Origin of the sequence: Bacillus sp. ISL-39 (assembly GCF_018613295.1) — a bacterium.
Taxonomy (GTDB): Bacteria; Bacillota; Bacilli; order Bacillales; family Cytobacillaceae; genus Mesobacillus.
On the sequence record NZ_JAGGQM010000009.1, the window covers coordinates 24,172 to 46,643 of the forward strand.

The window sequence follows — 22,472 nt, forward strand, 5'->3', positions numbered from 1 at the left end:
AAGGGGAAAAGCTGTCAAGAAAAGGAGGTTATTGTGACAGGTTTGGCTAGTGAAAGGGAAAAGCTGTCAAAAAAAAAGCCGTTATTGTGACAGGTTTGGCTTGTTAAGGAGAAAGGCCGTCAAGAAAAAGTCATTATTGTGACAGGTTTGGCTGGTGAAGGGGAAAAGCTGTCAAGAAAAAGTGGTGATTGTGACAGGTTTGGCTTGTGAAGGGGAAAAGCTGTCAAGAAAAGATGGTGATTGTGACAGGTTAGGCTAGTGAAGGGGAAAAGCTGTCAAAAAAAAGCCGTTATTATGACAGGTTTGGCTTACCAAAGGGAAAAGCTGTCATAAGTATGCCCAAGTTCAGACAGCTTTCACGAGAAAACCGGAAAAGCTGTCATAAGTTAGCACAAGTTAAGACAGCTTTCACGAGAAATCCGGAAAAGCTGTCATAAGTTAGCCCAAGTTCAGACAGCTTTTATAAGAAAACCGGAAAAGCTGTCATAAGTTAGCCCAAGTTCAGACAGCTTTCACAAGAAACATGGAAAAGCTGTCAGAAGTAAGCCCAAGTTCAGACAGCTTTCATAATAAAACCGGAAAAGCTGTCAGAAGTAAGCCCAGGTTCAGACAGCTTTCACAGGAAACAAAGAAAAGCTGTCAGAAGTCAGCTCAAGTTCAGACAGCTTTCATAAGAAATCAAGGAAAGTTGTCAAAAGTCATTCGCATCACAATGCATCCATATCTTCTCCAATTTCAAACACCCTCCTCAGCTTTTCATTATGGAAGGCAGCAGGTGTCATCTGGAGTAATTTGTTGCGGATTGAGCAAAGGACGGGGAAATCAATCCGCGCTGCCAACCCATAAATTTTCATTTCGTCTTTAACGATCTTCATACGCTCCTGCCTGTGTGCTTCATACTTTACAAATGCCTGATCAATTGTTTCTTCCATGCTGATCCATTTCGCCAGGTATACAGCATCTTCTACAGCCTGTGATGCGCCCTGGCCTATATTGGGCATCGAGGCTTGCGCAGAATCACCAAGTAACAGAATTTTTCCGGCAAGAAGAGGTGTCAAAGGCCTCAATTCATATAAATTATCGTAAATGATCTGGTCGTGGGAAGTATTTTCCAGTATTTCCTGTATTGGTTGATGGTAGTAAAAAAAGTTGAACAATAAATCGATAGGGGACCATTCGCTCATGTCGCTGTTTTCTGTAGAGGATTTTTTCAATGCATACCAAAACACCTGATTATCTGTTAACGGGGCAATCCCAAATCTTCCCCTTGCCCCCCATGTTTCAGTGTAGTCATGCACCTGTATTGGCGGATCATCCAAGATGCCTCTCCAGCAGGAGAAACCTGAATAAACCAGGCTGCTATTCGGGAACAGTTTTCTCCGAGTTTTTGAGGCAGCACCGTCGCAGCTGATAAGATAGTCAGATTCTATACTGGTGCCATCTTCGAAAAATAATGTCAATGCATCACCGTGTTTAAAATCAATCATATGCTTTTCAAAGTGGAGAGATCCAGGAAGGAGTGCATCTGTCAAAATTCTATGAAGTTCTGAACGGTGGATGAACAGGTAATTTGGGATATGGGATGGTGCGTGATAGTCGAATTCGGCGATGGTACTGCCCGAATCGGATTTAAGCAAACAGCCGTCAGCATCTAATCCGCCTGCACGCAATTCGGGTCCCAATCCCATAATATAGAAGGCTCGAATGGCATTGCCGCTTAGGATGATTCCGGTATCAGGTTCATGTGCATTTTTTTCTTTTTCATACACCTCCACATATATTCCATTTCTTTGCAGTGCGATTGCTGTGCTTAACCCGCTGATTCCGCCGCCGACAATTGAGATTCTTGCATCGTTCATAACACTTAACCTCCATTCCGCAAAACAGGAATCCTAATCATATCTTAACTATACGTGACTAATCCTTTGGTTGGTATGGATAAAAATTGAATTTTACATGGACAAAAAAAGCCATCAGGTGGATATACCTGATGACCTTTTATCTAAATTATTTCAATTCTTTAGCTTTCATAGCTTTCCGTGCTTTTGCAAGGTCGTCCTGGACAGTGCGGTCTGATAGCTTGACCCCGCTGTTATAGGCAGCTCTTGCGATCAAATGCCCTGCAACAGGAGAAGTGAGGAAAATGAATGCTACCCCGAGCAATAAACGGGAATTAAAATGATGTTCAATCAACCAGAAGTAAAGAAAGGTGCCCAGCAATACGAGCATCACTCCCATAGTGGCACTTTTCGATGCTGCGTGGGTCCTTGTATAAACGTCTGGAAGTCTGATCAGACCAAAAGCAGTCACAAGGCTTAGAAATGCTCCGAACAGGATGAACAAGCCAGCAAAAAACTTAACGATCTCTATTTCTGTCATATTCCATGATTACTCCCTTCTCAAGGAATTTTGAAAAGGCAACTGTTCCGATGAATGCCAGGATCCCAATCAGCAGGATGATATCAAGGAAAGCACTGGTTTCAAGAACAACTGATACTAAAGCAATCACAGAAACTAGGCTTATGCCGATTGCGTCGAGGGCCACTACCCGGTCTGCTACGGTTGGGCCCTTGATCACTCGATAAATAAGACCGATCATCGAAAGTGATATGAAGGTAACTGAAACCCATAAAACCGCTTCAAACATTATCGGCTCACCTCCATAATCGCTTTTTCAAACGTATTTTTGATACTCTGGATTGCTTCATCCGCATCACTGATATCCATCGCATGAACATACAATATCCTATTGTCAGGTGAAACATCGACGACAAGCGTTCCAGGAGTCAAAGTGATCAGGTTTGCGAGCATCGTAATTTCCCAGTCTTCCTTCAATTCTGTCGGGAAGGCGAAGATGCCAGGCTTGATATTAAGCTTTGGCCTAAGTACTGCCTTTAAAACGGCAACATTTGAAAGGATCAGTTCCAAAGTGAAAATATAAATCAAGTTCAATACGGCCACTACCCTCAATAAATAGAAGCGGGAAGTGAAGAAGCGCCGGAAAATATAAATGATGAGCAGGCCAAAGAAATACCCGACAAAAAAGGAGGCCGGGGAGTAGGATGTCTTAAGGAACATCCAGACAAAGGCCAGAATGAAATTCAGCAAGATTTGAAAAGCCATAGCTCATCACTCCTTTAAAACAGCATTGATGTAGATTTCCGGATTGGCAAGCGTTTCGGCGGCTGTTGAAATAACCGGATAAATAGTCTCAGTTCCGAAGCCGTATAACACAGCGAACACAGTTAAAATTGCAGGGGCAACGAGCAGCCATTTTACAGGTGCTTTTTCCTCATTCTTATAGGCTCTTGGTGTTCCCCAGAAGCCTCTTATAAAAATCCTCATGACTGAAAACAGGACAAGCAAGCTCGACATCAGTACAACGAAGGCACCAATATAGCTTTCAGCTTCAAATCCAGAGCGTACAACCATCAATTTGCCTGCGAAACCGCTAAGCGGCGGAATGCCGGCAAGTGCGGCTGTAGCAATGAAGAATGTCCACCCAAGTGCAGGGTATCTGTTGATCAGTCCGCTGATTTTCTCAAGGTCGCTCGTCCCGGTTATCACGATGATAATCCCAATCAACAGGAACAGTGTCGCCTTAATGTTCATGTCGTGGATCAGGTAAAAAATCGATCCAGTGAGAGATTCAGGTGTCAGGACGGATACCCCGAATAAGATGACACCAACGGCAACGATGATGTTATAGATAATGATTTTTTTGATATCAGTATAAGCCAGTGCCCCAATTACCCCGGCAATGATCGTCATGATAGCGAGGATTTGCAGCAATTGATGTGTATAGCCGACATCATGGTAAAAGAATAATGTATAGGTTCTGGTGATCGAGTATACGCCAACCTTGGTCAGTAATGCCCCGAACAGCGCCATGACAGGTGCTGGCGGCGCGTAATACGATCCTGGCAGCCAGAAATAAAGCGGGAAGATCGCGCCTTTCAGTCCGAAGACAATAAGGAACAGGACGGCAATAACTGTTATGATCCCTGCGCTTCCGATCTCGCTGAGCCTTACGGAAATATGCGCCATATTCAGCGTCCCTACCACTGAATACAAATAGGCGACAGCGATGACGAACAAGGCAGATGAAATAACGTTCACGAGTATGTATTTAATCGATTCTCGGAGCTGGATTTTGGTTCCGCCCAACACAATCAATACATATGATGACATCAGCATCACTTCGAAAAATACAAACAAGTTGAAAATATCACCTGTAGTAAAGGCTCCATTAACCCCGACAATCAAAAAGTTGACGACTGGATAATAGAAAAATCTTTCACGATCTTCTCCTATGGATTTGAAGGAGTAAAACAACGCTGCAAATGCGATGATACTTGTCGTTAATACAAGCAGGGCGGAAAGCATATCCGATACAAGCGTGATGCCGTATGGTGCTTCCCAGTTACTGAGATTCATCGTCTGGATGCCATTCCGATAAACATGGTTAGCCAGCATGAAGGAAACCACTATCGTGATCAGTGCGCTTATCGCTGAAATCCATCGCTGGGCCATGATGTTTTTAGTGAAAAAAATAAGTACAACCCCTGTAATCAGAGGAATCAAGATGGGTAATATGATTAGATTATTCATGTCCTTCCTTTCCTCTCAAGCGATCCATATTATCAGTTCCAAGCTCCTGGTAGGCACGGTAGGCCACAACCAGGAAGAATGCTGTAACACCAAAGCTGATGACGATCGCTGTCAGGATCAGTGCCTGTGGCAGCGGATCGGCATAGGATGGGGCATGCTCTCCCAGGAGCGGGGCCGCACCTCTTTTTAAGCCTCCCATTGTCAGCAGGAGAAGGTGGGCACCGTGACTTAACAGCCCTGTCCCAATAATGATCCTGAGCAAGCTTTTTGAAAGCATGAGGTAAGTGGCTGTCATAAATAAAATTCCAATTAGAAAAGCCATTAAGATTTCCATTATTCGCTCTCTCCAATCGTTTGAATAATGGTCATTGTCACACCAATGACGACAAGGAAGACCCCTGTATCAAACAATACCGCTGTATGTAAAGATGTCTTGCCGAGGAGCGGCAAATAAGCGTAAGTAAATGCATGTGTCAGGAACGGCATATTGAAAAATAACGCACCAGCACCTGTTCCAATCGCAATGAGCAGACCGACAGCGACAACTTTAATATAATCAAACGGCAAAATCATTTTGACAGTCTTGATATCGAATGCCAGTAAAAGCAATACAATTGCTCCAGACGTCATCAATCCGCCGATGAACCCACCGCCCGGATAATAATGGCCTGCGAAAAACAGGTGGATTGAGAACAGGATGATGACGAACAGGACGAACTTTGTAACAGTCTGGAGGATGATATCATTTGTTTTCATCAAGTTCTCTCCCCCTTGTCAGCCGAAGCTTGATCATCGCAAAAATACCAAGTGCAGCAATGCCAAGAACGGCAATTTCAAACATTGTATCGAAGCCGCGGAAATCAACGAGGATGACGTTGACCATATTTTCACCGCCGGCTTTTTTATAAGTATTTTCAACATAATACTCTGAAATGGAGCCGAAGATCTTATTGCTGTGGGCAGATAAGGCAATCATCGTCACAATCGCCCCTACTCCAATCGAGATCAGTGCATTAGCAGCCCTGAACCGGATTCTCTCTTCATCTCTCCTGATTTGCGGCAGGTGATAAAACGCCAGAAGGAACAGTGAAACAGATACAGTCTCAATGACCAGCTGTGTAAGTGCAAGATCAGGCGCCCTGAACAGGACGAAGAAGAGTGCTACCGTATAGCCAACCGCACCAAGCAGGATGATGGAAGTCAGCCTTGATTTGGCAAACAAGATGGTAATTGCGGATACGGCCATGATCAGAACAAGCACAACTTCAAAAAAGTGAATTGGTGCGACACTGCTCAAATCCAGTTTGAATGCGTTTTTGAAGATCAGTGTCGAAGCCAGAGCCAAAATAAAGAATGAAAAAATATAAACGAGATATGACCGTATAAATCCGGTCATGTACGACTTTGTGATGTTTCTTGATGTCAGCTCCATGAGTTCAAGGCCTCGGTCATAGAAACGATTGAATGACATGCGTGAAGGAAGTTTGCTATAAATTCCTGCCCATTTAGGCATGAACTTATAGAGCAATAACCCGAATGTGATAACACCAATTGTCATGAACAATTCAGCAGTCGGCCCGTGCCAGTGAGAGATATGGACATCGAATCCTTCCCCGCTTTCGAGCAGTGATGGCAGGATCGATCCCATTGCCGGCGAAATGATGTTATGTGACAGGACGTTCGGGAAAATACCGAAAATGATCACAAGTGAAGCCAGGATAACCGGTGAAATCAGCATGCCGATTGGTGCCTCATGCGGTTTCTTTTCCAATTTCTCAGGCTGATATTTGCCCATGAAGGTCTTGAAGACGTACATCATGCTGTACAGGAATGTGAAAACACTCGCTGTCCAGGCAATGATTGGGAACAGGATGCCCCATGTGTCCATATTGAAAATATCCATTTCTGCTACGCGCAGCATGCCAGTGAAAAACATTTCCTTGCTCAGGAACCCGTTGAACGGCGGAATCCCGGCCATGGAAAAAGTGCCGATGATCGCAAGCGTGAAGGTGATCGGCATGAAATTCATCAATCCGCCAAGCTTGCGTATATCCCTTGTACCCGTTTCATGATCAATGATCCCTGTTACCATGAACAGGCTTCCTTTAAAAGTTGCGTGGTTGATCAGGTGAAACACTGCGGCAGTGACGGCAACGATATAATAGCCATTTTCAATTGTGCCATAATGCAGCGCAGCGGCACCCGCGCCAAGAAGCGACATGATCATGCCGAGCTGGCTGACAGTCGAAAAAGCAAGAATCGCTTTTAAATCCGTTTGTTTTACCGCTGAGAACGAACCCCAGAATAATGTAATCACTCCAACTCCGGCAACGAGCCAGACCCAGGTGCCTGAATGTGCGAACACAGGAGTCATACGGGCAACAAGATAGATTCCCGCTTTTACCATCGTCGCAGAGTGCAGGTACGCACTGACCGGCGTTGGTGCTTCCATTGCATCAGGAAGCCAGATGTGGAATGGGAACTGAGCTGATTTTGTAAAAGCCCCCAGCAAGAACAGAACCAGTGTCGCGGTAAATAAAGGGTGGTTCACGACTTCATTGGACATTTCGATTGTTTCTGTAATGCTGAAGGTCCCTGTGATGATATACAGCATCAGGATGCCCCCGAGCATCCATAATCCTCCGAAAACGGTGATTAGCATCGATTTTTGCGCACCGTAGCGAGATCGTTCACGATGGTTCCAGTAGCCAATCAGCAAGAAAGACGAAAAACTGGTCAATTCCCAGAAAGTATAGAGCACAATCAGGTTGTCCGACAAAACGACTCCGAGCATCGCGCCCATGAACAAAAGCAGGTAGACATAGAAAGTATTCAGCTTCTCTTTGTCCGGATTTAGATAATAAATCGAATACAGGACAACCAATGCGCCGATTCCAGTGATCAGCAGGGCGAACAATAGCCCAAGGCCGTCAACTTTTAACGTGAAATCAATTCCAAGCGAAGAAATCCAGGGTACGGTCTCCATAACCGTCCCGCCATGTCCTGTTGTGCTGATGAACTGCAGGAAATAGGCAAACAGCACGGCCGGAAGCGGCAGCAGGAACCAGCCCGTATGGATACTCTTGAAAAACTTATGTAAAAATGGAATTAAGATCGCGAGTAAAAGCGGTGATAAAACTGCAAGGTGAAGTAAAGACAAAAGATAATACCTCCTTATTTAATTCCATATTCATGGCTTAACATTATATTTTTTGCCAATTTAACCAAGTTCATGCCTCCAACTCACTGATGTGAAAATTATATCGTAAAAAAGTTGGCGATGCATGTCATCGACCTTGAAAAATCAAGGTTTTATCCTTTGCTGAATAAAATCATGATTCTTTTTGCATACTAACAGTGAATAGGGGGGATAAGCCATGGCCCGAAAGCTGATTGTATGCGTTGGGATATTCCTGAGTTTGTTCACGGGGTTCATGATTCTCGATCAAAACGATGAAAAAGAGTTGTCAAATAAAGGATCTGGAGTGCTGGAAATCCAGCAATCAGATATGGACGAGGTTGAAACAGCCACTTATGTACCATTTGGTTCAAGAGAATACGTCCGGATTGTTCCGCAGTAACACCAACCTTTTTATACGGACAAGATACAAAAAGGTTTCAAAAAAAATTAAAGTTCCTGAAAAGGGGCTTTTTTCTTGTGGGATTTTTTCTGCTGGCTAGCTCTCGGAGGATTACGGTTCATATTCTTGTTGCCGGTCACTATAATTTCTTTCATAATGAGAAGCAGGAAATGAAAGAATTGAGTGAATTGTTCTATGAGAAACCCGTACTTAACAGGCTACTTTCCGCTGCTGTCGATTATTATGTTCAGCCTGGCCCTGTCTTTGCGAACGGAAATCGAGTTAATCTCCATCCTGAAAAATGCCGGGATTTACGATGGGATGCTGGAATTCTTTTCAGATACCGGGATTAAGCTATCCTTGCTGGCTTTGCTGATGGTGGTCTATTTCATGGTATTCGCGGCTTTGAAGCTGATTGCCGATACCATCAATGAGGTCAGCCTTTTATTATTTTCCAGGGACCATGAAGGAGAGAGCCTGAAACTGATCCGAAAAGGAGCCATTGTTTACTTTGCTGGCGGAATCGCAGCACTGGCCAGCTTCTTCAGCTTCACTGGGATAGGGTCTATATTTTTATTGGCAACTATGGTCTATTTCATTTACTTTGTTTATAAAATCAGCCCCAAGCTCACAGCAGCAGGACTGATTGGAACAGTGTTCTTCCAGGTCATCCTCTGGAGTACGCTCGTGCTGGGTATTATTTATCTTGCGGTAAAAGTGTATAACAGCCTGATCGCAAGCTTGCCGATCTAATAGCCGATTGGGGTTTAATTACAAATGGGGGGAGAATCTTCTCAAACAGGGTATCGGGGAAGCTTAAACCGTAACCGAAATCTCATTTTAGTGCCCAAACAGGTAACGGGAAAGCTTAAAAGGGAACGGAAATCTCATTTCAGTGCCCAAACAGGCATTGGGAAAACCTGAAAGGAAACGGATACTCGTTTCAATACCTGAACGAGTGGTCAAGGAGTTATAAGGGCATACGAACGGGATTGGAGAACCGGGCAGAAATCTGCCCGGTTTATTTTTTCATGATATCACGCCAGATCAATAGATGAGGCGACTGATGATTGATATTTTCCATGCTCTGCGGCTTGTCTTTTCCGACCCAGACTCCTGCTGTGTACGGCCCGTTGAAGCCGATGAACCAGAAATCCTTGAAGTCATTTGTCGTTCCGGTCTTGCCGCCGGCACCAGGTCCGGCACCAGCTGCTTTTCTTGCTGTCCCTGAGGCAACAGTCTTTTGCATCAGGCTCCGAACTTTTTCGGCGGTGCTCGGATTCCACACCTGGGCAGGCTCGTCGTTCCATTTATAAAGCACTTCCCCATCCGAACTTGTTACCTTCGAGATTGCCCTTGGCTTTAGGAAAAGGCCTTTATTGCTGAAAACGGTATAAGCTGATGTCATTTCAAGCGGGCTGACTCCACTTGTGAATCCGCCAACTGCCGCGGCAAGCACATGATCCTGTGCTGTTACTCTTTCAAATTTAAAGGTTGCCAGGTCACTGAAGGCTTCATCTGCTCCAACCTGCTGTAAAATCCTTACTGCTGGTGTATTGTAGGATTGTATGAATGCTTTCTCAAATGTCACCATCCCATAGTTTGATCCCCCATAGTTCTTTGGGCAATAACCCTTGATGCAAAGTGGGCCGGCGTTGACTTGAGAATCTTTATTTGCATCGAACCTTTCAAAGTAGGGCGCATAAACAAGCAATGGCTTGATCGAAGAGCCTGGCTGGCGAAAAGCCTGGTATGCGCGATTGAAGTCGCCGCCCCGATAATTCTTTCCTCCGGCGACCGCCACAATCTGCCCGGTTTCATGGTTGATCACTGTGGCGGCACCTTGAACAGCTGGTTCTTGGAGATGAGTTTTAACAGCCCGGACTGCCTGTTGTTGCAGACCAATATCCAGATTTGTATGGATGACCACCCCTGAACGAAGCAATTCCTCCATCCTTGCGGTCAGTTCGTCGCTGTTATCGAGATTTTCCTGTTCAGCAATCAATTCCCTCAGCTCGTGTAAAGCATAGGAAGTATAGTCAGGATATGAATTTTTCCGAGAATCGACTTTAAGAATTATTGGTTCCTGCTTTAGCTTTTGTGCTGATTCAGGTTTGATTTTTCCATGTTGTACAAGTAGATTCAGAAGCCGTTCCTGACGTTTTTTCGTCCGCTCGAAGTGCTCAATCGGGTCATAATAGGAAGGATTATTTGGAATCGCAGCAAGGAAAGCTTGTTCCGCCTCGGAAAGGTCCATGGGGGCTTTTTTAAAATAAAAGTCCGCTGCGGCCTTGACTCCATATGCATTGTTGTGAAAATAAATCGCATTCAAATACTGTTCAAGAATCTCTGACTTTGAAAAAGTCTTCTCCAGCTGGTATGCATATAATACTTCACTCAGCTTGCGATTATATGATTTCTGGTGGTTCAGATATTGGTTTCGGGCCAGCTGCTGGGTAATGGTGCTTGCGCCCTGTTCTATGTCGTCTGAATGAATATTGATGGCCAGCGCGCGGCCAATTGCCGGCAAATCAAAACCGGGATGTATTTCAAAATTACGGTCTTCCGAAACAATAAATATCTCTTTAAGAAAATCAGGGATTTCATGCCCTGCAGCATAGTGCCTGTTCATCGGCCGGTAGATCTCGGTAATGACTTCACCATTATTTGCAAGGATCATACTCGTTTGGGAGAGCTTCGTCTTGTTCAAATCGATTTTTTCATCAAGGGTATCATTGATGCTTACAGCATTGCCTGCTTCTGTATAGGTTAAGGTCACAACGGTAACAAAAGCTGGTATTAATAGTAGTATCAAAAGGTAGCCTGTTATAATCCTCACGGTAAATCCTTTCTGCATTCATTTTCATGTCACTCTTCATAATATCGGAACAGACGAGCTGAAATTTACTTTCTTTTTTAGTCAAAAAAAATGCTAAAGTTAAATTGCAGAAAATTTAAAAATTTATTAAAAAACGTGATATAATAGATAAAATAATCGACCGAAAAGCATATACTGGTTACATACAACTACTGGCTTTTCAGAAAGTTGGGGAAGCATGAGCGAAAAAGAAAGGATCACATTATTTATTGATTTTGAGTTTACCATGCCTGACCGGAACAGCAGGAGAAGGGGCTTTTACCCGGAAATCATTGAAGCTGGCGCTGTCCTCGTCGAAAACAGCAAGGTGGTTGAACAATTTTCTTCTTATGTCCGGCCACTGCGTTTTCCGATTTTGACAGATCGCTGCCGTTCATTTCTGAACATCACCCAGGAGCAGGTGAATTCAGGTATTACCTTCAAGGCTTTGGTAGATAAGCTTAGGTCAATGGGGGGAAGCAAGAATTGCCAGATTGTCACCTGGGGCAATATGGATATGAAGGTATTGCTGCAAAATTGCCAGCAGGCGTCTGTTGCTTTTCCGCTGCCAGGTAAGCAGATCGATCTTTCGATGGAATATAAGCGTTTCTTCGGCGACCAGAACCAAACAGGGCTATGGAAGGCAGTGCAGGAGTATGGCAGGGAAGGTACAGGAAAACATCACCGTGCCCTTGATGATGCTTTGACGACCTACCATATTTACAAGCTTGTGGAAAAAGACAAACAATACTTGCAAAGACCAGAACCAGCCACAATCGGGGATATGGTTGACTTTTCCAAACTGCTCAATAAATTCGCATAGAAAAGCCAGATTGGAAAAAACAATCTGGCTTTTTGCGTCTTTTAAAGCCGTTCTCACATTCATTGTTGCTTTTCGTGCATGTACTAGTAACCGCAATATCATGGAGACTTCTGAATAATGATTGCATTTATACCTGTATAAATGCAGTTGAAAACAACAAAATGTTCGAAAAGAGCCTTATTTAAAATAATCTTTTTCCAGAGACTCGAGGTTTCTCAGGCTCTGCTGTGCCCATGGTGAATCGTCGCCTTCGAGTTCACCGCGAAGCTTGGCTGCCGCTTCTTTTAACGATTCAAGGTAATCAGGCATTTCGCCATCGTACGGCTTGACCATTTTTTCTGGGATGTTTGCCTGTTCGCGGTAAGACAGTGCTTTTCTTTCATGAAAAAAGCCAACCGCTGCATCCTTCGGGTTATGGAGATCACCCTGCATTGGATGCTTTGCGACTGCCAATACTCGGACAAGATAGTGCTGTGGCCGGCGTTCCGTGATTTCGCCTATATATTTGCCGGTTTTATAAATGGCGGTTACTCGATCGCCAATGTTCAATTCAGCCATGTGAAAGCCCCTTTCGGAATACAAATTATTTCTTTTATTATAGCAAAAACAAAGGTGCAAAACATTTTGTAATCGTTTAAAGTGTCTATAGGAGGGATACATACAATGACTAAAAAAATATTGGCAGTACTATTTGCAATGATGCTTATTCTCGCTGGATGCGGCACAACAGATGAAAAGCAGGAAGCAGACAAGCAGAATGAGGACGCGACAAATGCTGGACAAGCAGACAAGCAGAAGGAAGACACGACGAATGCTGGACAAGCAGTTGAGGAAGATCTCGATTACCCTCAAGCGACAGCGGAAGTCCAGGAAAATGAAAGGCTTGTGGAAATGGTCACCTCCATGGGAACTGTTAAGATCAAGCTTTTCCCTGAGCAGGCTCCAAAAGCGGTAGAGAATTTTATTAAGCATAGCGAAGAGGGCTACTATGAAGGAGTCACTTTCCACCGCGTCATAGACGGGTTCATGATTCAGGGCGGTGATCCTGATGGAACTGGAATGGGCGGCGAGAGCATCTACGGAGGTCCATTTGAAGATGAATTCTCAAAACAGCTCTTTAACATCCGCGGTGCATTATCAATGGCCAATTCCGGCCCGAACACGAATGGAAGCCAGTTCTTCATCGTCCAAAACAAGGAGCTGGATGCCAGTTTGCAAGAGAAGATGAAGCAGGCAGGTTACCCTGAAGAAGTCCTGAAGATGTATGAAGATGGCGGCACGCCACACCTTGATGGCAGGCACACTGTATTCGGCCAGGTAGTTGAGGGAATGGATGTTGTTGATAAGATTGCCGCTGCGCCAACAGGAGCTCAGGACAAGCCGGAGGAAGATGTCGTCATCGAAAAAATCAATGTACTGAAATAGGAAGTTATTCGCGGTTGGACGAAAATCCAAACCTTGATATAATGTTTGGAGAGCTGATGAAAGGAAGATGAGAATGAGTAAGTGGTTTGTCATCTCATTATTTTTATATTTCCCGGAAGACAAGACAGAATATATCCCGGCCGCGATCACTTCACTCGTTTTCCTGATCGGAGCGATCCTGACGATGAGATACATCATCAAAGTTTCCAAAAAGGAAGCCAAGAAAGCAAAGGAACACGAGCAGTCAATCATGAAACAAATGAATGATACAAAAGAGAACAGCTGATTCATTGGCTGTTCTTTTTTTGTGGGTGAATAATTGGAGAAATGTTGAAGTTTTGAAAAGTGCTGATTTTTACATCCTGTTGATTGTATTGGAAGGCACGTAGACTCATCCGAAAATGCTAACCCATTTCCTTCGTGCATGGGCTGATTCGCGGAAGCTAATCAATGTCCGGCGGGATCAGCTGGCCATGAGACCCCGCAGGAGTTTGCGACGAGGAGGCTCAGCGCCAGCCCCAAGGAAGAATTTGATTTTTGAAAAAGCAGGCAGTTGGGCTTTTTCATAATTCTTCCCAGCGGAAAGCGAAGTGCCTGGAACGAAAATCTTAAGTCTCATTTTGACAGAGCCATAATATAACAAAATTTTTACAAAACAGGTTTAACAACAAAAAACCAGGGTAAAAGTCATGTTTTCATTATTTTACTAAAACGTTATAATACAATTTATATTCTAAAATGAAGTTAGGGGTATAAATTGAAGAACTTACAGATAGAGAAGATTGTCGAAGAAATTCTTGTCCAATCTGGCAGCAGTGTGAAAGTAAAACTTGAAGGTTTTTTTCCGGGCGACCGGTTCGCGGGCGGGAAATATAATTTTGGAACTCATACGATTACTTTATATATCGAAGAGATCAAGGCGCAATGCCTGCAGGTCTTTTCTTCAATGGAACATTTTGAAGATTATCTTGCCGTTGTTTTTGCTCATGAGATTGGGCATGCCGAGGACCGCGAACTTGCGGAGCTGATTCAGCGGATGGAGGAAACCGGCAATGATGTGTTGAAAAAGAGGATTGCCCTCCAGATTGAGATGAATGCCTGGGATTACGCACGCATGATGATTCCGCAAAGGCTGCATCCATTCATGGACACGATCATTGGATATTCATTAGAGCCATATTACGAATCGCTGGAAGTGAGCGCATAAAAAAATGGAGCTATCCCGAATGGGATGGCTCCATTTTTGCTTTCTAGCAGTCTAACTGAATGCCTTCTTCAACCTCTCCAGTCCCTCATTCAAGGTTTCGCGCGGGCAGGCGAGGTTCATCCGGACGAAGCCTTCGCCGCCTTCGCCGTACTTCGTTCCTGGTTCCAGTCCGAGTTTGCCTTTTTCCAGCAGCTGATCCTTGATCTCCTCGTCGCTCAAACCAAGTCCGCGGCAATCGATCCAGAGGAGGTAGGTAGCATCTGCTTTCATCGGTTTTAGTGCTGGCAGGTGTTCGGCAATAAACTCCGTTGCTATCTTCATATTCTCACTTAAATACTCAAGCAGCTGCTCGAGCCATTCTTCACCATCACGGTAGGCAGCTTCCATTCCTGCAATCGCAAAGGCATTCAATGTAAAGAAGCCTTGCTGCTCCTGAACTTTTTTGAATTTTGCCTTCAGCTCCTTGTTCGGGATCAAAGCGGCGGAAGCCTGAAGGCCGGCAAGGTTGAAGGTTTTGCTTGGTGCGACGAAGGTGGTCGTAATCTCCCTGAATTCTTCCTTGATCGATGCGATTGGAATATGGACATTAGGCTTGAACACAAGATCTGAATGGATTTCATCGGAAACAATCAGAACGTCATGCTTTACGCAAAGGTCGCCGATCTTTTCGAGTTCGTCCCTCGTCCAGACTCTGCCCCCGGGATTATGCGGGTTACAGAGAATGAACATTTTCGCTCCATCCTGCAGCTTGGCTTCAAAGTCGGCAAAATCCATTTCGAAACGGCCATTCTCTATCAATAGATTAGATGTAACCAGGGTGCGGTCATTATTTTTGACCATGTTAAAAAATGGCGTATACACTGGGGAGTGAACAAGTACCTTATCACCTTTTTCAGTAAAAGCGCGGATAGCCGTGCTGATTGAAGGGACGACACCTTCGCTGAAAACAATGGATGATTTCTTGAATTCGCAATCATGTCGATTTTTCATCCAATCCTGGATGGCTTCTGTCACTGACATCGGAACAAAGGTATAGCCGAATACCCCGTGTTCGATCCGATCCTTCAGTGCATCGGTGACCGCCTCGGGAGGATGGAAATCCATATCCGCGACCCACATTGGCAGGACATCATCTTTGCCAAAAACCTTATCAATTGCATCCCACTTTACTGAATGCGAATTGTTCCTGTCCACTACCTTGTCAAAATTTATTCTTTCCACTATGTACGCACCGCCTTCTCCTTGAAAAATTTATCCTGCTCTTACTTTATGATAAAATATTTTTAAAAAATAATCAGGTGATTGAATTGGAATCGAAAGAACTTAGCTATAAATTAATTGATGTTTTGAATAAATGGGATCCTTTCAAGGTAGGCGAAGGCCAGTTCGACCCGGAAATCGCCGATATTCTCCAGGCTGTCCATGATTATGACGAAGTCGATAAAATCGCCCGAAGGATCCAGTCCGTTTTCGAGTTTTCATTCGAACAGGTCCTGCCGTATGATCAATGCCTGTCAGTCGCAAACACAATGCTTGCGATCAAGAATGAAGATGTTTGCTCTTTATAAAGCTTCCTCAATACGAATAGAAACGGCAGCCATCAGCGGCTGCCGTTTGCTGTTGCTTCAGCTGTTTCCTCTGCTGCTATGAACCTGTTGATCAGTTGATGGACATCTTCCGGGCGTTCCTCGGGGACGAGGTGTCCGGTTTCTTTTAAAATGATGAGCTCTGAATTCTTCAAATCCTTATTCAACTTTCTCCCGATCCGGACGGGAACGACTTTATCGTGTTCTCCCCAGATCAGCAGGCATGGAGCTTCGATTCTCCTTAGCTCTTCGGTTGAAAGGTCACCTTCCCGGTGGCGGATCATCATCGTCAACGCTTTGAAAATATCATCCTCCAGGAATGGAGAGAGATAGCCATACAGCATTTCATCATTGATCATCGAATGGTCATATACAACGTTCTGCAGGTTTTGTTTTACACCAGACCGTGCCAGGTGAAACTTTACGTAAAGATGGAAATACGGGATGTAGCTTGAAAGGACAAGCGGCAGCTTTGCCTTTTTCAAATATCCCGAACTGCAAAGCAAGATTCCTTTTTTCGCATATTCCGGATGATGCAAAAGGATATTCATGGCGATCTGGCCGCCCATTGAATGCCCTGCGACATTAAATTCGCGGACGCCAAGGGATTTCATCAGCTCAACGACTGTCGCGGCCAGGTTCTCATAGGAATATTTGAAGCTGGATATCTTGCCGCTCTTTCCAAATGGGGGAAGGTCCACTGAAATGACGTTATAATCCTCTTTTAGCAGGGGGACCAAGTGCCTGAAGCTGAAAGTAGAGGAAAGAAAACCATGGAGCAGTACCAAAGTTTCCTCTGCGTCAGGATTCTGATAGTGCTCATAGGAAAGGTCGATTCCTCTAACGGTTTTATTCCTGGCGAATTCCAACGGCTTTCACTCCTGACATGATTAGCGAATTAGGCAAGGTATGCCATTTATTTTCCCCACAAAATGTTACTTCACACAATAAAAACAAAAAAAATATGGACACCAATGCTGGTGCCCATTAAAAAAGGGGGGAATACTAGAAAGCCTTATGGGACTAGGATAGCCAGATTGGCAGAGTAGTATACATTTATTTTTAAAAAAATTTTATGGCTGGGCCTCATTCTCTGCGGGAGACTTTTACGGCAGCCAAAAAATAGAGCAGGCAGAATAACCTGCCTGCTAAGTAGTTTTATGATCATTGCAGGTTACAAGCTGCTTGGTCTTTGGTCGAGTTCTGGCGGTGCAGCGTAATAAACCTCTCCCATTAACTCTGACGCAGGGACATCGAGGGCTGTTGAGATCTTTAGAATCGTCTGCAATTTAGGTGTCTGCTCGCCGCTTTCGTATCTTTGGATCGTCCGCGGACCTACCCTGATTTTTAAAGCGAGCTCCTCCTGGGAGATTCCGACTCGTTCACGGCACATCTTGATATTCTGTCCAATTGCAGTCATCGCTCATCACCTCCAAAAATAAAATATCTCTTACTATAAGTTTATCATTAAATTTTTGAAAATATCGACAATAATGTGAACGTTTTCTTAACTTTAGATTATACCAATCGATTGTAAAAAAACAATGCCAATACCTATTGGTACGATGTAGCGGATGGAGAAATACCAAATGTTGAATAATAAGCGATTGCTTTCAGGGCCATCTTCCAATTCACGTTTGACCACTTTTCGGGGCAGGACATATCCGACGAATATGGCAATGAAGAAAGCCCCCAGCGGCAGGGCGATATTGCTCGTCAGGAAGTCAGCAAGGTCGAAGAAGGTTTTTCCGAAAAATTTCACCTCTGATAAAACACCGAAGGAAAGAGCATTCGGAATTCCCGCAGCGAAAACAAGGAGGCCAGCAATCCAGGAAAACTTTTTCCGCTTATTTTTGTCTCCTTTGGATAATACCGCGACGATGATCTCAAGAATTGAAAATGCAGATGTCAATGTCGCGAAAAGCAGCAGAATCAAGAAAATCGTCATGAATAACCCGCCAAATGCAAGTTCATTAAATACGGCTGGCAGTACGACAAAAACGAGTCCGGGTCCTGCTTCAGGTTCTAATCCAAACGCGAATACAGCCGGGAAAATGACAAGGCCGGCGAGCAGCGATATGAGAATATTCAACCCGACTACTGAAAACGCGGATTTTGCCAGGCTTTCCCCCTTGGGCAAATAAGAAGCATAAGTCACCATTACGGAAAGTCCGACACTTAAAGCAAAAAAGGACTGCCCCAGTGCCATCAAAATGGTTTGCCCAGTTACTGCGGACCAATCAGGCTTCAGGAAAAACTCTACCCCAGCCATGGCTCCATCCAGTGTTAAAGACCTGATTACCAGGATGATAAAAAGGATGAACAGAGCGGGCATCATGTATTTGCTCGCTTTTTCAATGCCCTGCTGGACGCCGCCCTGCACGACCCAGATGGTCAGGACAAGGAATAAAAGCTGAACAGCAACAGCTTCAACAGGATTGGATATGATGCTTTCGAATGCTGTGCCGTATTCCGCCTGGGTCAACCCTGAAAGTGATCCGGTTAGGCTCCGCGCCAAATAGGAAAGGATCCACCCGCCAACTACACTGTAGAAAGACAGGATCAGGAAGGACGCAATGACACCGCCATACCCAAGCAAAGGCCATGCGCTTTTCGGCGCCAGGTGTTTATAAGACATAACGGCGTCCTTTTGGGTACTCCGGCCAATGATGAATTCAGCCAGCAAGATAGGTGCGCCTATAAAAATAGTCATCAGCAAGAAGAAGACCAGAAAGATGCCTCCTCCATTTGTTCCTGCCATATAGGGGAATTTCCAAATCGCCCCGAGTCCAATGGCCGATCCCGCTGCAGCCAGGATGAACCCAAGCTTTGAAGTCCATTGTTCGTGTTTGTTCATACGAAAACTCCTTTTTTAAAAAGTCTGAATATTTATATTTTCTGACAAAATGAAAAAATACCTTTTCATGTTACTATTTTTTCAGGAAAAAGCATAGCATTTTTGGGCTTTAAACAATTATTAAGCAATTTGTTATTTTTTTGAAACAAAAGGCAAAATCCGCCGTTTTATAGATAAAGTGATTTTCGCTTTTAGGCAACGGAAACGCAAGCGGCCGCAGCTGTCTCCGTTAAAATCGAAAAAGATAGGTAATCAGTTTGGGGGATCCAAAATGAACGATGATGAATTAGTGTTCCGGGCCCGGAATGGGAATATGCAGGCTTTCGCAGAGTTGATCAATATCCCTACTCCAACCGTCAAGCGCTTTGCCTTCCTGCTTGGGAACAAATATGACGACATAGATGATATCACCCAGGAAGTGTTCGTCAGGGTTTACCGCTTCTTCAATATACTCAAACAATATGGCCCATTTGAAATCATGCAGCTAAATTTCCATGCCGATCAGGCAGGTGATTTCGAAACCAAGTACGCACTATACAGCAAGGATGGCGGCCAGCCTCCAGAAGAACAATATATACAAGAAATGAAGGAAGCGACAATGGCGGCAAGCAAAGTGTTGAAGGGCTATGAGTTTGCTTCCCTTTACAATCCGGATGATGATCCGGAAAAAGTGATTGGAATCCAGCTTCATTTCAATGACCGCCCTGATGCTTCAATCTTCCAAATGGTCCAGGAAGACTGCTTTTGGAAAGTACAGTATTTGCCATTCCAATAAGTTCTGTTGGAAGCACTCCCAAAGAATTATCTTATTCCTTTTGATAAATGCTACAGAATATGATATAATTTTTAATTGCGTATTAATGGGATAAAATAAAACAATATTTAGGAGTGTTTCCATGTCAGAAAATATTCAAGTAGGCAGCGTTTTAACAGGTAAAGTAACAGGAATCCAGCCATACGGCGCTTTCGTAGCATTAGATGAAAATACACAAGGTCTAGTGCATATTTCAGAAATCACACACGGTTATGTTAAGGATGTTAACGAGCACCTTTCTGTTGGCGATGAAGTGAAAGTGAAAGTTTTGTCAATTGATGAAGCTGCTGGAAAAATTGGCTTATCAATCCGTGCTACTGAAGAAGCACCAGAACAACCACAACGCGCTAAGAAGCCGCGCGGTGCCAAGCGTCCAGCTGCAGTAGTCCAGCACCAGGATGATTCAGCTCAAGGCTTCAACACTTTGAAGGATAAGCTTCAAGAGTGGATCAACCAGTCAGATATGGCTAAGAAATAAGCTTAACAGCGGAAAACCGGACAATTGTCCGGTTTTTTTTACGGAGAAATTCCCTGTTCGGGCTGCAAGGGGTAATTTTTTCGTTATGTGACTGGTAAAATGAATCGTTTTGCTGTTGGTAAAAGCCACGGTTGGCAGCTGGAAAAATTATTCTCTTAATGATTGCTGATAATCTCCCAAACCGAAGTCCTAATCTCCTGGATGATCGCTATAATTGCCCGAAAAGTTCCTGTAATTAATCCAAAATAGATAATAATCGTGCCGTCTTCCTATTATTGGAGTTTTCTAGCAGGCCAGGCGGATTGACCCTGGTCGACTTCGGACAAGATCCACTCGATATTACAAAAAGCTGTCCGAACTTGGTGTGACTTCGGACAGGAATTAAGCACAATCGCGAAAAGCTTTCCCAGACTCAGTGCCACATCTCAATAAAAGAAATCAAAATTCGTCTGTCTTTCTCTTTTAGGGGGTTAAAATGAAAGAGCTTACAGGTTACAATATGATTGTCTAACCAATTTTTCATTGGAACGGAGGAAGATTTATGACGACAACAAAAACTAGCTCGCTGATCGAGCAGACTCAAAAGTATGGTGCGAATAACTATCATCCGCTGCCAATCGTGATTTCGAAGGCAGAGGGAGTTTGGGTAGAGGATCCTGAAGGCAACAAATACATGGACATGCTGAGCGCGTATTCGGCTGTCAATCAGGGGCATCGCCATCCTAAGGTCATCCAGGCGCTTAAAGACCAGGCTGATCGCGTGACTCTTACTTCAAGAGCTTTTCACAATGACCAGCTTGGACCATGGTATGAAAAGATTTGCAAGTTAACGAACAAAGAAATGGCATTGCCGATGAACACTGGTGCGGAAGCGGTTGAAACGGCTATTAAAGCAGCTCGCCGCTGGGCTTATGATGTAAAAGGCGTTGCGGATAACCAGGCTGAAGTGATCGCTTGTATCGGCAACTTCCATGGCCGCACAATGACGGCGGTCTCATTATCATCTGAAGAAGAATACAAACGAGGTTTCGGGCCGATGCTTCCGGGGATCAAACTGATTCCTTACGGAGACCTTGACGCACTTAAAGAAGCAATTACTCCTAACACAGCTGCCTTCCTGATTGAACCGATTCAGGGGGAAGCGGGAATTGTCATTCCGCCAGAAGGCTTCATGAAAGCTGCGTTTGATGTATGTAAAGAAAACAATGTCCTTTTCATTGCTGATGAGATCCAAGCCGGTCTTGCCAGGTCAGGAAAAATGTTCGCATGTGAATGGGAGGACATTGAGCCTGATATGTACATTCTTGGAAAAGCGCTTGGCGGTGGGGTTTTCCCAATTTCATGCGTCGTAGCAGACAATGATGTACTGGGAGTATTCAACCCTGGTTCCCACGGGTCTACTTTTGGCGGCAATCCGATGGCCTGCGCAGTTTCCATCGCGTCTTTGGATGTATTGATTGATGAGAAGCTTGCCGACCGCTCTCTGGAACTTGGTGAATATTTCATCAGCAAACTGCGTGAAATCGACAATTCCATCATCAAGGATATCCGCGGCCGCGGCCTGTTCATTGGCGTCGAGCTGTCCGAACCAGCACGAAAGTATTGTGAAGAATTAAAAGAAGAAGGCTTGCTCTGCAAAGAAACGCATGATACGGTCATCCGTTTTGCTCCGCCGCTTGTCATCAGCCAGGAAGAACTGGACTGGGCAATCGAAAGAATTAAAAAAGTATTATCATAAACATGAAAAAACCCGCCTTAATAGGGCGGGTTTTTCATTTTTGGCCAATTCAGGCGCATTTTTAGTTACCGAGTAGCTCGTGGTTCTGCTGCTTGCTCTTCTCTTTCGCTTGGTGCAAAAAGAAGACCGATGTTTATTAAACCAGCAATACCAACCAGACCATAGATGATGCGGGACAATGCTGAATCCTGTCCGCCGAAAATAGCTGCAACAAGGTCAAATTGGAAGAATCCTACTAAGCCCCAGTTAATGGCCCCAATAATGGTAAGTACAAGTGCTGCACGTTGAATACCGCTCATGGATGTTTCCTCCTTAAAAATAAATTTGTTCTTTTATAGATTGTTTCAGCTTGAAATGAATTATTCATCCGCCCTATATTTAATAGCTACCCTTTTGAAAAAGGTTGTAACTTTTTTCAGCACATTGGAGCACATTAAGAGGTGTATTTTTTGCAATGCTTTTTGAAAAAGAACATAATAATCCCTAGAGGAAGGT

General features: G+C 44.3%; 25 protein-coding genes. 10 read left to right on the plus strand and 15 right to left on the minus strand.

From position 1 onward, the window contains the following. Window positions 1-707 precede the first annotated feature (707 nt). The 8 genes from J7E37_RS09185 to J7E37_RS09220 form a co-directional block, all read right to left on the minus strand. Window positions 708-1,859 carry an FAD-dependent monooxygenase gene (locus J7E37_RS09185; RefSeq protein WP_215023640.1) on the minus strand — a complete coding sequence of 384 codons (1,152 nt, stop codon included), beginning with the start codon at window positions 1,857-1,859 and terminating at the stop codon, window positions 708-710. 148 nt (window positions 1,860-2,007) lie between these two features. Further along, window positions 2,008-2,379, minus strand: a complete 372-nt coding sequence (mnhG, locus tag J7E37_RS09190; protein WP_214776187.1) for a monovalent cation/H(+) antiporter subunit G — start codon at window positions 2,377-2,379, stop codon at window positions 2,008-2,010. Beyond that, complete coding sequence (locus tag J7E37_RS09195; RefSeq protein ID WP_483297206.1) at window positions 2,357-2,599, minus strand: Na(+)/H(+) antiporter subunit F1; 243 nt, start codon at window positions 2,597-2,599, stop codon at window positions 2,357-2,359. The genes mnhG and J7E37_RS09195 overlap by 23 nt, the downstream gene beginning before the upstream one ends. A gap of 47 nt (window positions 2,600-2,646) precedes the next feature. After that, a complete protein-coding gene (locus tag J7E37_RS09200) occupies window positions 2,647-3,123 on the minus strand; it encodes a Na+/H+ antiporter subunit E (protein ID WP_215023642.1) in 477 nt (158 codons plus the stop codon). 6 nt (window positions 3,124-3,129) lie between these two features. Further along, a complete protein-coding gene (locus J7E37_RS09205) occupies window positions 3,130-4,611 on the minus strand; it encodes a Na+/H+ antiporter subunit D (RefSeq protein ID WP_215023644.1) in 1,482 nt (493 codons plus the stop codon). After that, window positions 4,604-4,945, minus strand: coding sequence for a Na(+)/H(+) antiporter subunit C (locus J7E37_RS09210; protein ID WP_102264175.1), 342 nt, complete (start codon window positions 4,943-4,945; stop codon window positions 4,604-4,606). The genes J7E37_RS09205 and J7E37_RS09210 overlap by 8 nt, the downstream gene beginning before the upstream one ends. Further along, entirely contained in the window at window positions 4,945-5,367 is a 423-nt protein-coding gene (locus J7E37_RS09215) for a Na(+)/H(+) antiporter subunit B (protein ID WP_214776378.1), read from the minus strand. The genes J7E37_RS09210 and J7E37_RS09215 overlap by 1 nt, the downstream gene beginning before the upstream one ends. Continuing rightward, window positions 5,354-7,771 (minus strand): Na+/H+ antiporter subunit A, encoded by a 2,418-nt coding sequence (locus J7E37_RS09220; protein WP_215023646.1) that lies wholly within the window; start codon window positions 7,769-7,771, stop codon window positions 5,354-5,356. Before J7E37_RS09220 ends, J7E37_RS09215 begins: the two co-directional genes overlap by 14 nt. Window positions 7,772-7,988: 217 nt before the next feature. Here J7E37_RS09220 and J7E37_RS09225 point away from each other — a divergent pair, with 217 nt between their 5' ends. Beyond that, window positions 7,989-8,192: a hypothetical protein gene (locus J7E37_RS09225; RefSeq protein WP_215023648.1), complete on the plus strand. Its 204-nt coding sequence runs from the start codon at window positions 7,989-7,991 to the stop codon at window positions 8,190-8,192. Between the two features lie 195 nt (window positions 8,193-8,387). After that, the gene (locus tag J7E37_RS09230; RefSeq protein ID WP_214776182.1) at window positions 8,388-8,945 is read left to right on the plus strand and encodes a DUF5366 family protein; all 558 of its coding nucleotides are present in this window, start codon (window positions 8,388-8,390) and stop codon (window positions 8,943-8,945) included. 268 nt (window positions 8,946-9,213) lie between these two features. Here J7E37_RS09230 and J7E37_RS09235 read toward each other — a convergent pair whose 3' ends face one another. Continuing rightward, the gene (locus J7E37_RS09235; RefSeq protein WP_251009583.1) at window positions 9,214-11,007 is read right to left on the minus strand and encodes a transglycosylase domain-containing protein; all 1,794 of its coding nucleotides are present in this window, start codon (window positions 11,005-11,007) and stop codon (window positions 9,214-9,216) included. A 241-nt stretch (window positions 11,008-11,248) separates the two neighbouring features. Between J7E37_RS09235 and kapD the strand changes: the two genes are divergently transcribed. Further along, entirely contained in the window at window positions 11,249-11,872 is a 624-nt protein-coding gene (gene kapD, locus J7E37_RS09240; RefSeq protein ID WP_214776402.1) for a 3'-5' exonuclease KapD, read from the plus strand. Window positions 11,873-12,049: 177 nt separating this feature from the next. Here kapD and kapB read toward each other — a convergent pair whose 3' ends face one another. After that, window positions 12,050-12,430: a kinase-associated lipoprotein KapB gene (gene kapB / locus J7E37_RS09245; RefSeq protein ID WP_214776403.1), complete on the minus strand. Its 381-nt coding sequence runs from the start codon at window positions 12,428-12,430 to the stop codon at window positions 12,050-12,052. Window positions 12,431-12,535: 105 nt separating this feature from the next. On the opposite strand from kapB, the gene J7E37_RS09250 reads away from it, so the two are divergent. From J7E37_RS09250 to J7E37_RS09260, 3 genes are all read left to right on the plus strand, one after another. Beyond that, on the plus strand, window positions 12,536-13,297 hold the full coding sequence (locus tag J7E37_RS09250; protein ID WP_214776404.1) for a peptidylprolyl isomerase: 762 nt from the start codon (window positions 12,536-12,538) through the stop codon (window positions 13,295-13,297). A gap of 73 nt (window positions 13,298-13,370) precedes the next feature. Beyond that, window positions 13,371-13,583: a hypothetical protein gene (locus J7E37_RS09255; RefSeq protein WP_214776405.1), complete on the plus strand. Its 213-nt coding sequence runs from the start codon at window positions 13,371-13,373 to the stop codon at window positions 13,581-13,583. Window positions 13,584-14,054: 471 nt separating this feature from the next. Next, entirely contained in the window at window positions 14,055-14,504 is a 450-nt protein-coding gene (locus J7E37_RS09260; protein ID WP_214776406.1) for a hypothetical protein, read from the plus strand. A gap of 51 nt (window positions 14,505-14,555) precedes the next feature. Here the strand turns inward: J7E37_RS09260 and J7E37_RS09265 are convergent, their stop codons facing one another. After that, window positions 14,556-15,725 (minus strand): MalY/PatB family protein, encoded by a 1,170-nt coding sequence (locus J7E37_RS09265; protein ID WP_353050002.1) that lies wholly within the window; start codon window positions 15,723-15,725, stop codon window positions 14,556-14,558. A gap of 86 nt (window positions 15,726-15,811) precedes the next feature. Here J7E37_RS09265 and J7E37_RS09270 point away from each other — a divergent pair, with 86 nt between their 5' ends. Beyond that, the gene (locus J7E37_RS09270) at window positions 15,812-16,072 is read left to right on the plus strand and encodes a DUF1871 family protein (protein ID WP_215023652.1); all 261 of its coding nucleotides are present in this window, start codon (window positions 15,812-15,814) and stop codon (window positions 16,070-16,072) included. A 32-nt stretch (window positions 16,073-16,104) separates the two neighbouring features. Here the strand turns inward: J7E37_RS09270 and J7E37_RS09275 are convergent, their stop codons facing one another. From J7E37_RS09275 to J7E37_RS09285, 3 genes are all read right to left on the minus strand, one after another. After that, window positions 16,105-16,959 carry an alpha/beta fold hydrolase gene (locus J7E37_RS09275; protein ID WP_215023654.1) on the minus strand — a complete coding sequence of 285 codons (855 nt, stop codon included), beginning with the start codon at window positions 16,957-16,959 and terminating at the stop codon, window positions 16,105-16,107. A 305-nt stretch (window positions 16,960-17,264) separates the two neighbouring features. After that, window positions 17,265-17,510: a helix-turn-helix domain-containing protein gene (locus tag J7E37_RS09280; protein WP_214776409.1), complete on the minus strand. Its 246-nt coding sequence runs from the start codon at window positions 17,508-17,510 to the stop codon at window positions 17,265-17,267. A 93-nt stretch (window positions 17,511-17,603) separates the two neighbouring features. Continuing rightward, complete coding sequence (locus J7E37_RS09285; RefSeq protein ID WP_215023656.1) at window positions 17,604-18,947, minus strand: sodium-dependent transporter; 1,344 nt, start codon at window positions 18,945-18,947, stop codon at window positions 17,604-17,606. Between the two features lie 271 nt (window positions 18,948-19,218). On the opposite strand from J7E37_RS09285, the gene J7E37_RS09290 reads away from it, so the two are divergent. From J7E37_RS09290 to J7E37_RS09300, 3 genes are all read left to right on the plus strand, one after another. Continuing rightward, window positions 19,219-19,722 (plus strand): RNA polymerase sigma factor, encoded by a 504-nt coding sequence (locus J7E37_RS09290; RefSeq protein ID WP_215023658.1) that lies wholly within the window; start codon window positions 19,219-19,221, stop codon window positions 19,720-19,722. Between the two features lie 121 nt (window positions 19,723-19,843). After that, window positions 19,844-20,239 (plus strand): S1 domain-containing post-transcriptional regulator GSP13, encoded by a 396-nt coding sequence (yugI, locus tag J7E37_RS09295; protein WP_214776413.1) that lies wholly within the window; start codon window positions 19,844-19,846, stop codon window positions 20,237-20,239. Window positions 20,240-20,780: 541 nt separating this feature from the next. Next, window positions 20,781-21,977: an ornithine--oxo-acid transaminase gene (locus J7E37_RS09300; RefSeq protein ID WP_214776414.1), complete on the plus strand. Its 1,197-nt coding sequence runs from the start codon at window positions 20,781-20,783 to the stop codon at window positions 21,975-21,977. 65 nt (window positions 21,978-22,042) lie between these two features. On the opposite strand, the gene J7E37_RS09305 is transcribed toward J7E37_RS09300, so the two are convergent. Further along, window positions 22,043-22,276, minus strand: a complete 234-nt coding sequence (locus tag J7E37_RS09305; RefSeq protein WP_215023660.1) for a DUF378 domain-containing protein — start codon at window positions 22,274-22,276, stop codon at window positions 22,043-22,045. Window positions 22,277-22,472: the final 196 nt, after the last annotated feature.

Coding starts and splice junctions, on each gene's coding strand:
- J7E37_RS09305 (WP_215023660.1), bottom strand. CDS start 22,276: ATGAGCGGTATTCAACGTGCAGCACTTGTACTTACCATTATTGGGGCC.
- J7E37_RS09210 (WP_102264175.1), bottom strand. CDS start 4,945: ATGGAAATCTTAATGGCTTTTCTAATTGGAATTTTATTTATGACAGCC.
- J7E37_RS09225 (WP_215023648.1), top strand. CDS start 7,989: ATGGCCCGAAAGCTGATTGTATGCGTTGGGATATTCCTGAGTTTGTTC.
- J7E37_RS09205 (WP_215023644.1), bottom strand. CDS start 4,611: ATGAATAATCTAATCATATTACCCATCTTGATTCCTCTGATTACAGGG.
- J7E37_RS09195 (WP_483297206.1), bottom strand. CDS start 2,599: ATGATCGGTCTTATTTATCGAGTGATCAAGGGCCCAACCGTAGCAGAC.
- mnhG (WP_214776187.1), bottom strand. CDS start 2,379: ATGACAGAAATAGAGATCGTTAAGTTTTTTGCTGGCTTGTTCATCCTG.
- J7E37_RS09185 (WP_215023640.1), bottom strand. CDS start 1,859: ATGAACGATGCAAGAATCTCAATTGTCGGCGGCGGAATCAGCGGGTTA.
- J7E37_RS09300 (WP_214776414.1), top strand. CDS start 20,781: ATGACGACAACAAAAACTAGCTCGCTGATCGAGCAGACTCAAAAGTAT.
- yugI (WP_214776413.1), top strand. CDS start 19,844: ATGTCAGAAAATATTCAAGTAGGCAGCGTTTTAACAGGTAAAGTAACA.
- kapB (WP_214776403.1), bottom strand. CDS start 12,430: ATGGCTGAATTGAACATTGGCGATCGAGTAACCGCCATTTATAAAACC.
- J7E37_RS09285 (WP_215023656.1), bottom strand. CDS start 18,947: ATGAACAAACACGAACAATGGACTTCAAAGCTTGGGTTCATCCTGGCT.
- kapD (WP_214776402.1), top strand. CDS start 11,249: ATGAGCGAAAAAGAAAGGATCACATTATTTATTGATTTTGAGTTTACC.
- J7E37_RS09255 (WP_214776405.1), top strand. CDS start 13,371: ATGAGTAAGTGGTTTGTCATCTCATTATTTTTATATTTCCCGGAAGAC.
- J7E37_RS09250 (WP_214776404.1), top strand. CDS start 12,536: ATGACTAAAAAAATATTGGCAGTACTATTTGCAATGATGCTTATTCTC.
- J7E37_RS09280 (WP_214776409.1), bottom strand. CDS start 17,510: ATGACTGCAATTGGACAGAATATCAAGATGTGCCGTGAACGAGTCGGA.
- J7E37_RS09290 (WP_215023658.1), top strand. CDS start 19,219: ATGAACGATGATGAATTAGTGTTCCGGGCCCGGAATGGGAATATGCAG.
- J7E37_RS09200 (WP_215023642.1), bottom strand. CDS start 3,123: ATGGCTTTTCAAATCTTGCTGAATTTCATTCTGGCCTTTGTCTGGATG.
- J7E37_RS09230 (WP_214776182.1), top strand. CDS start 8,388: ATGAGAAACCCGTACTTAACAGGCTACTTTCCGCTGCTGTCGATTATT.
- J7E37_RS09215 (WP_214776378.1), bottom strand. CDS start 5,367: ATGAAAACAAATGATATCATCCTCCAGACTGTTACAAAGTTCGTCCTG.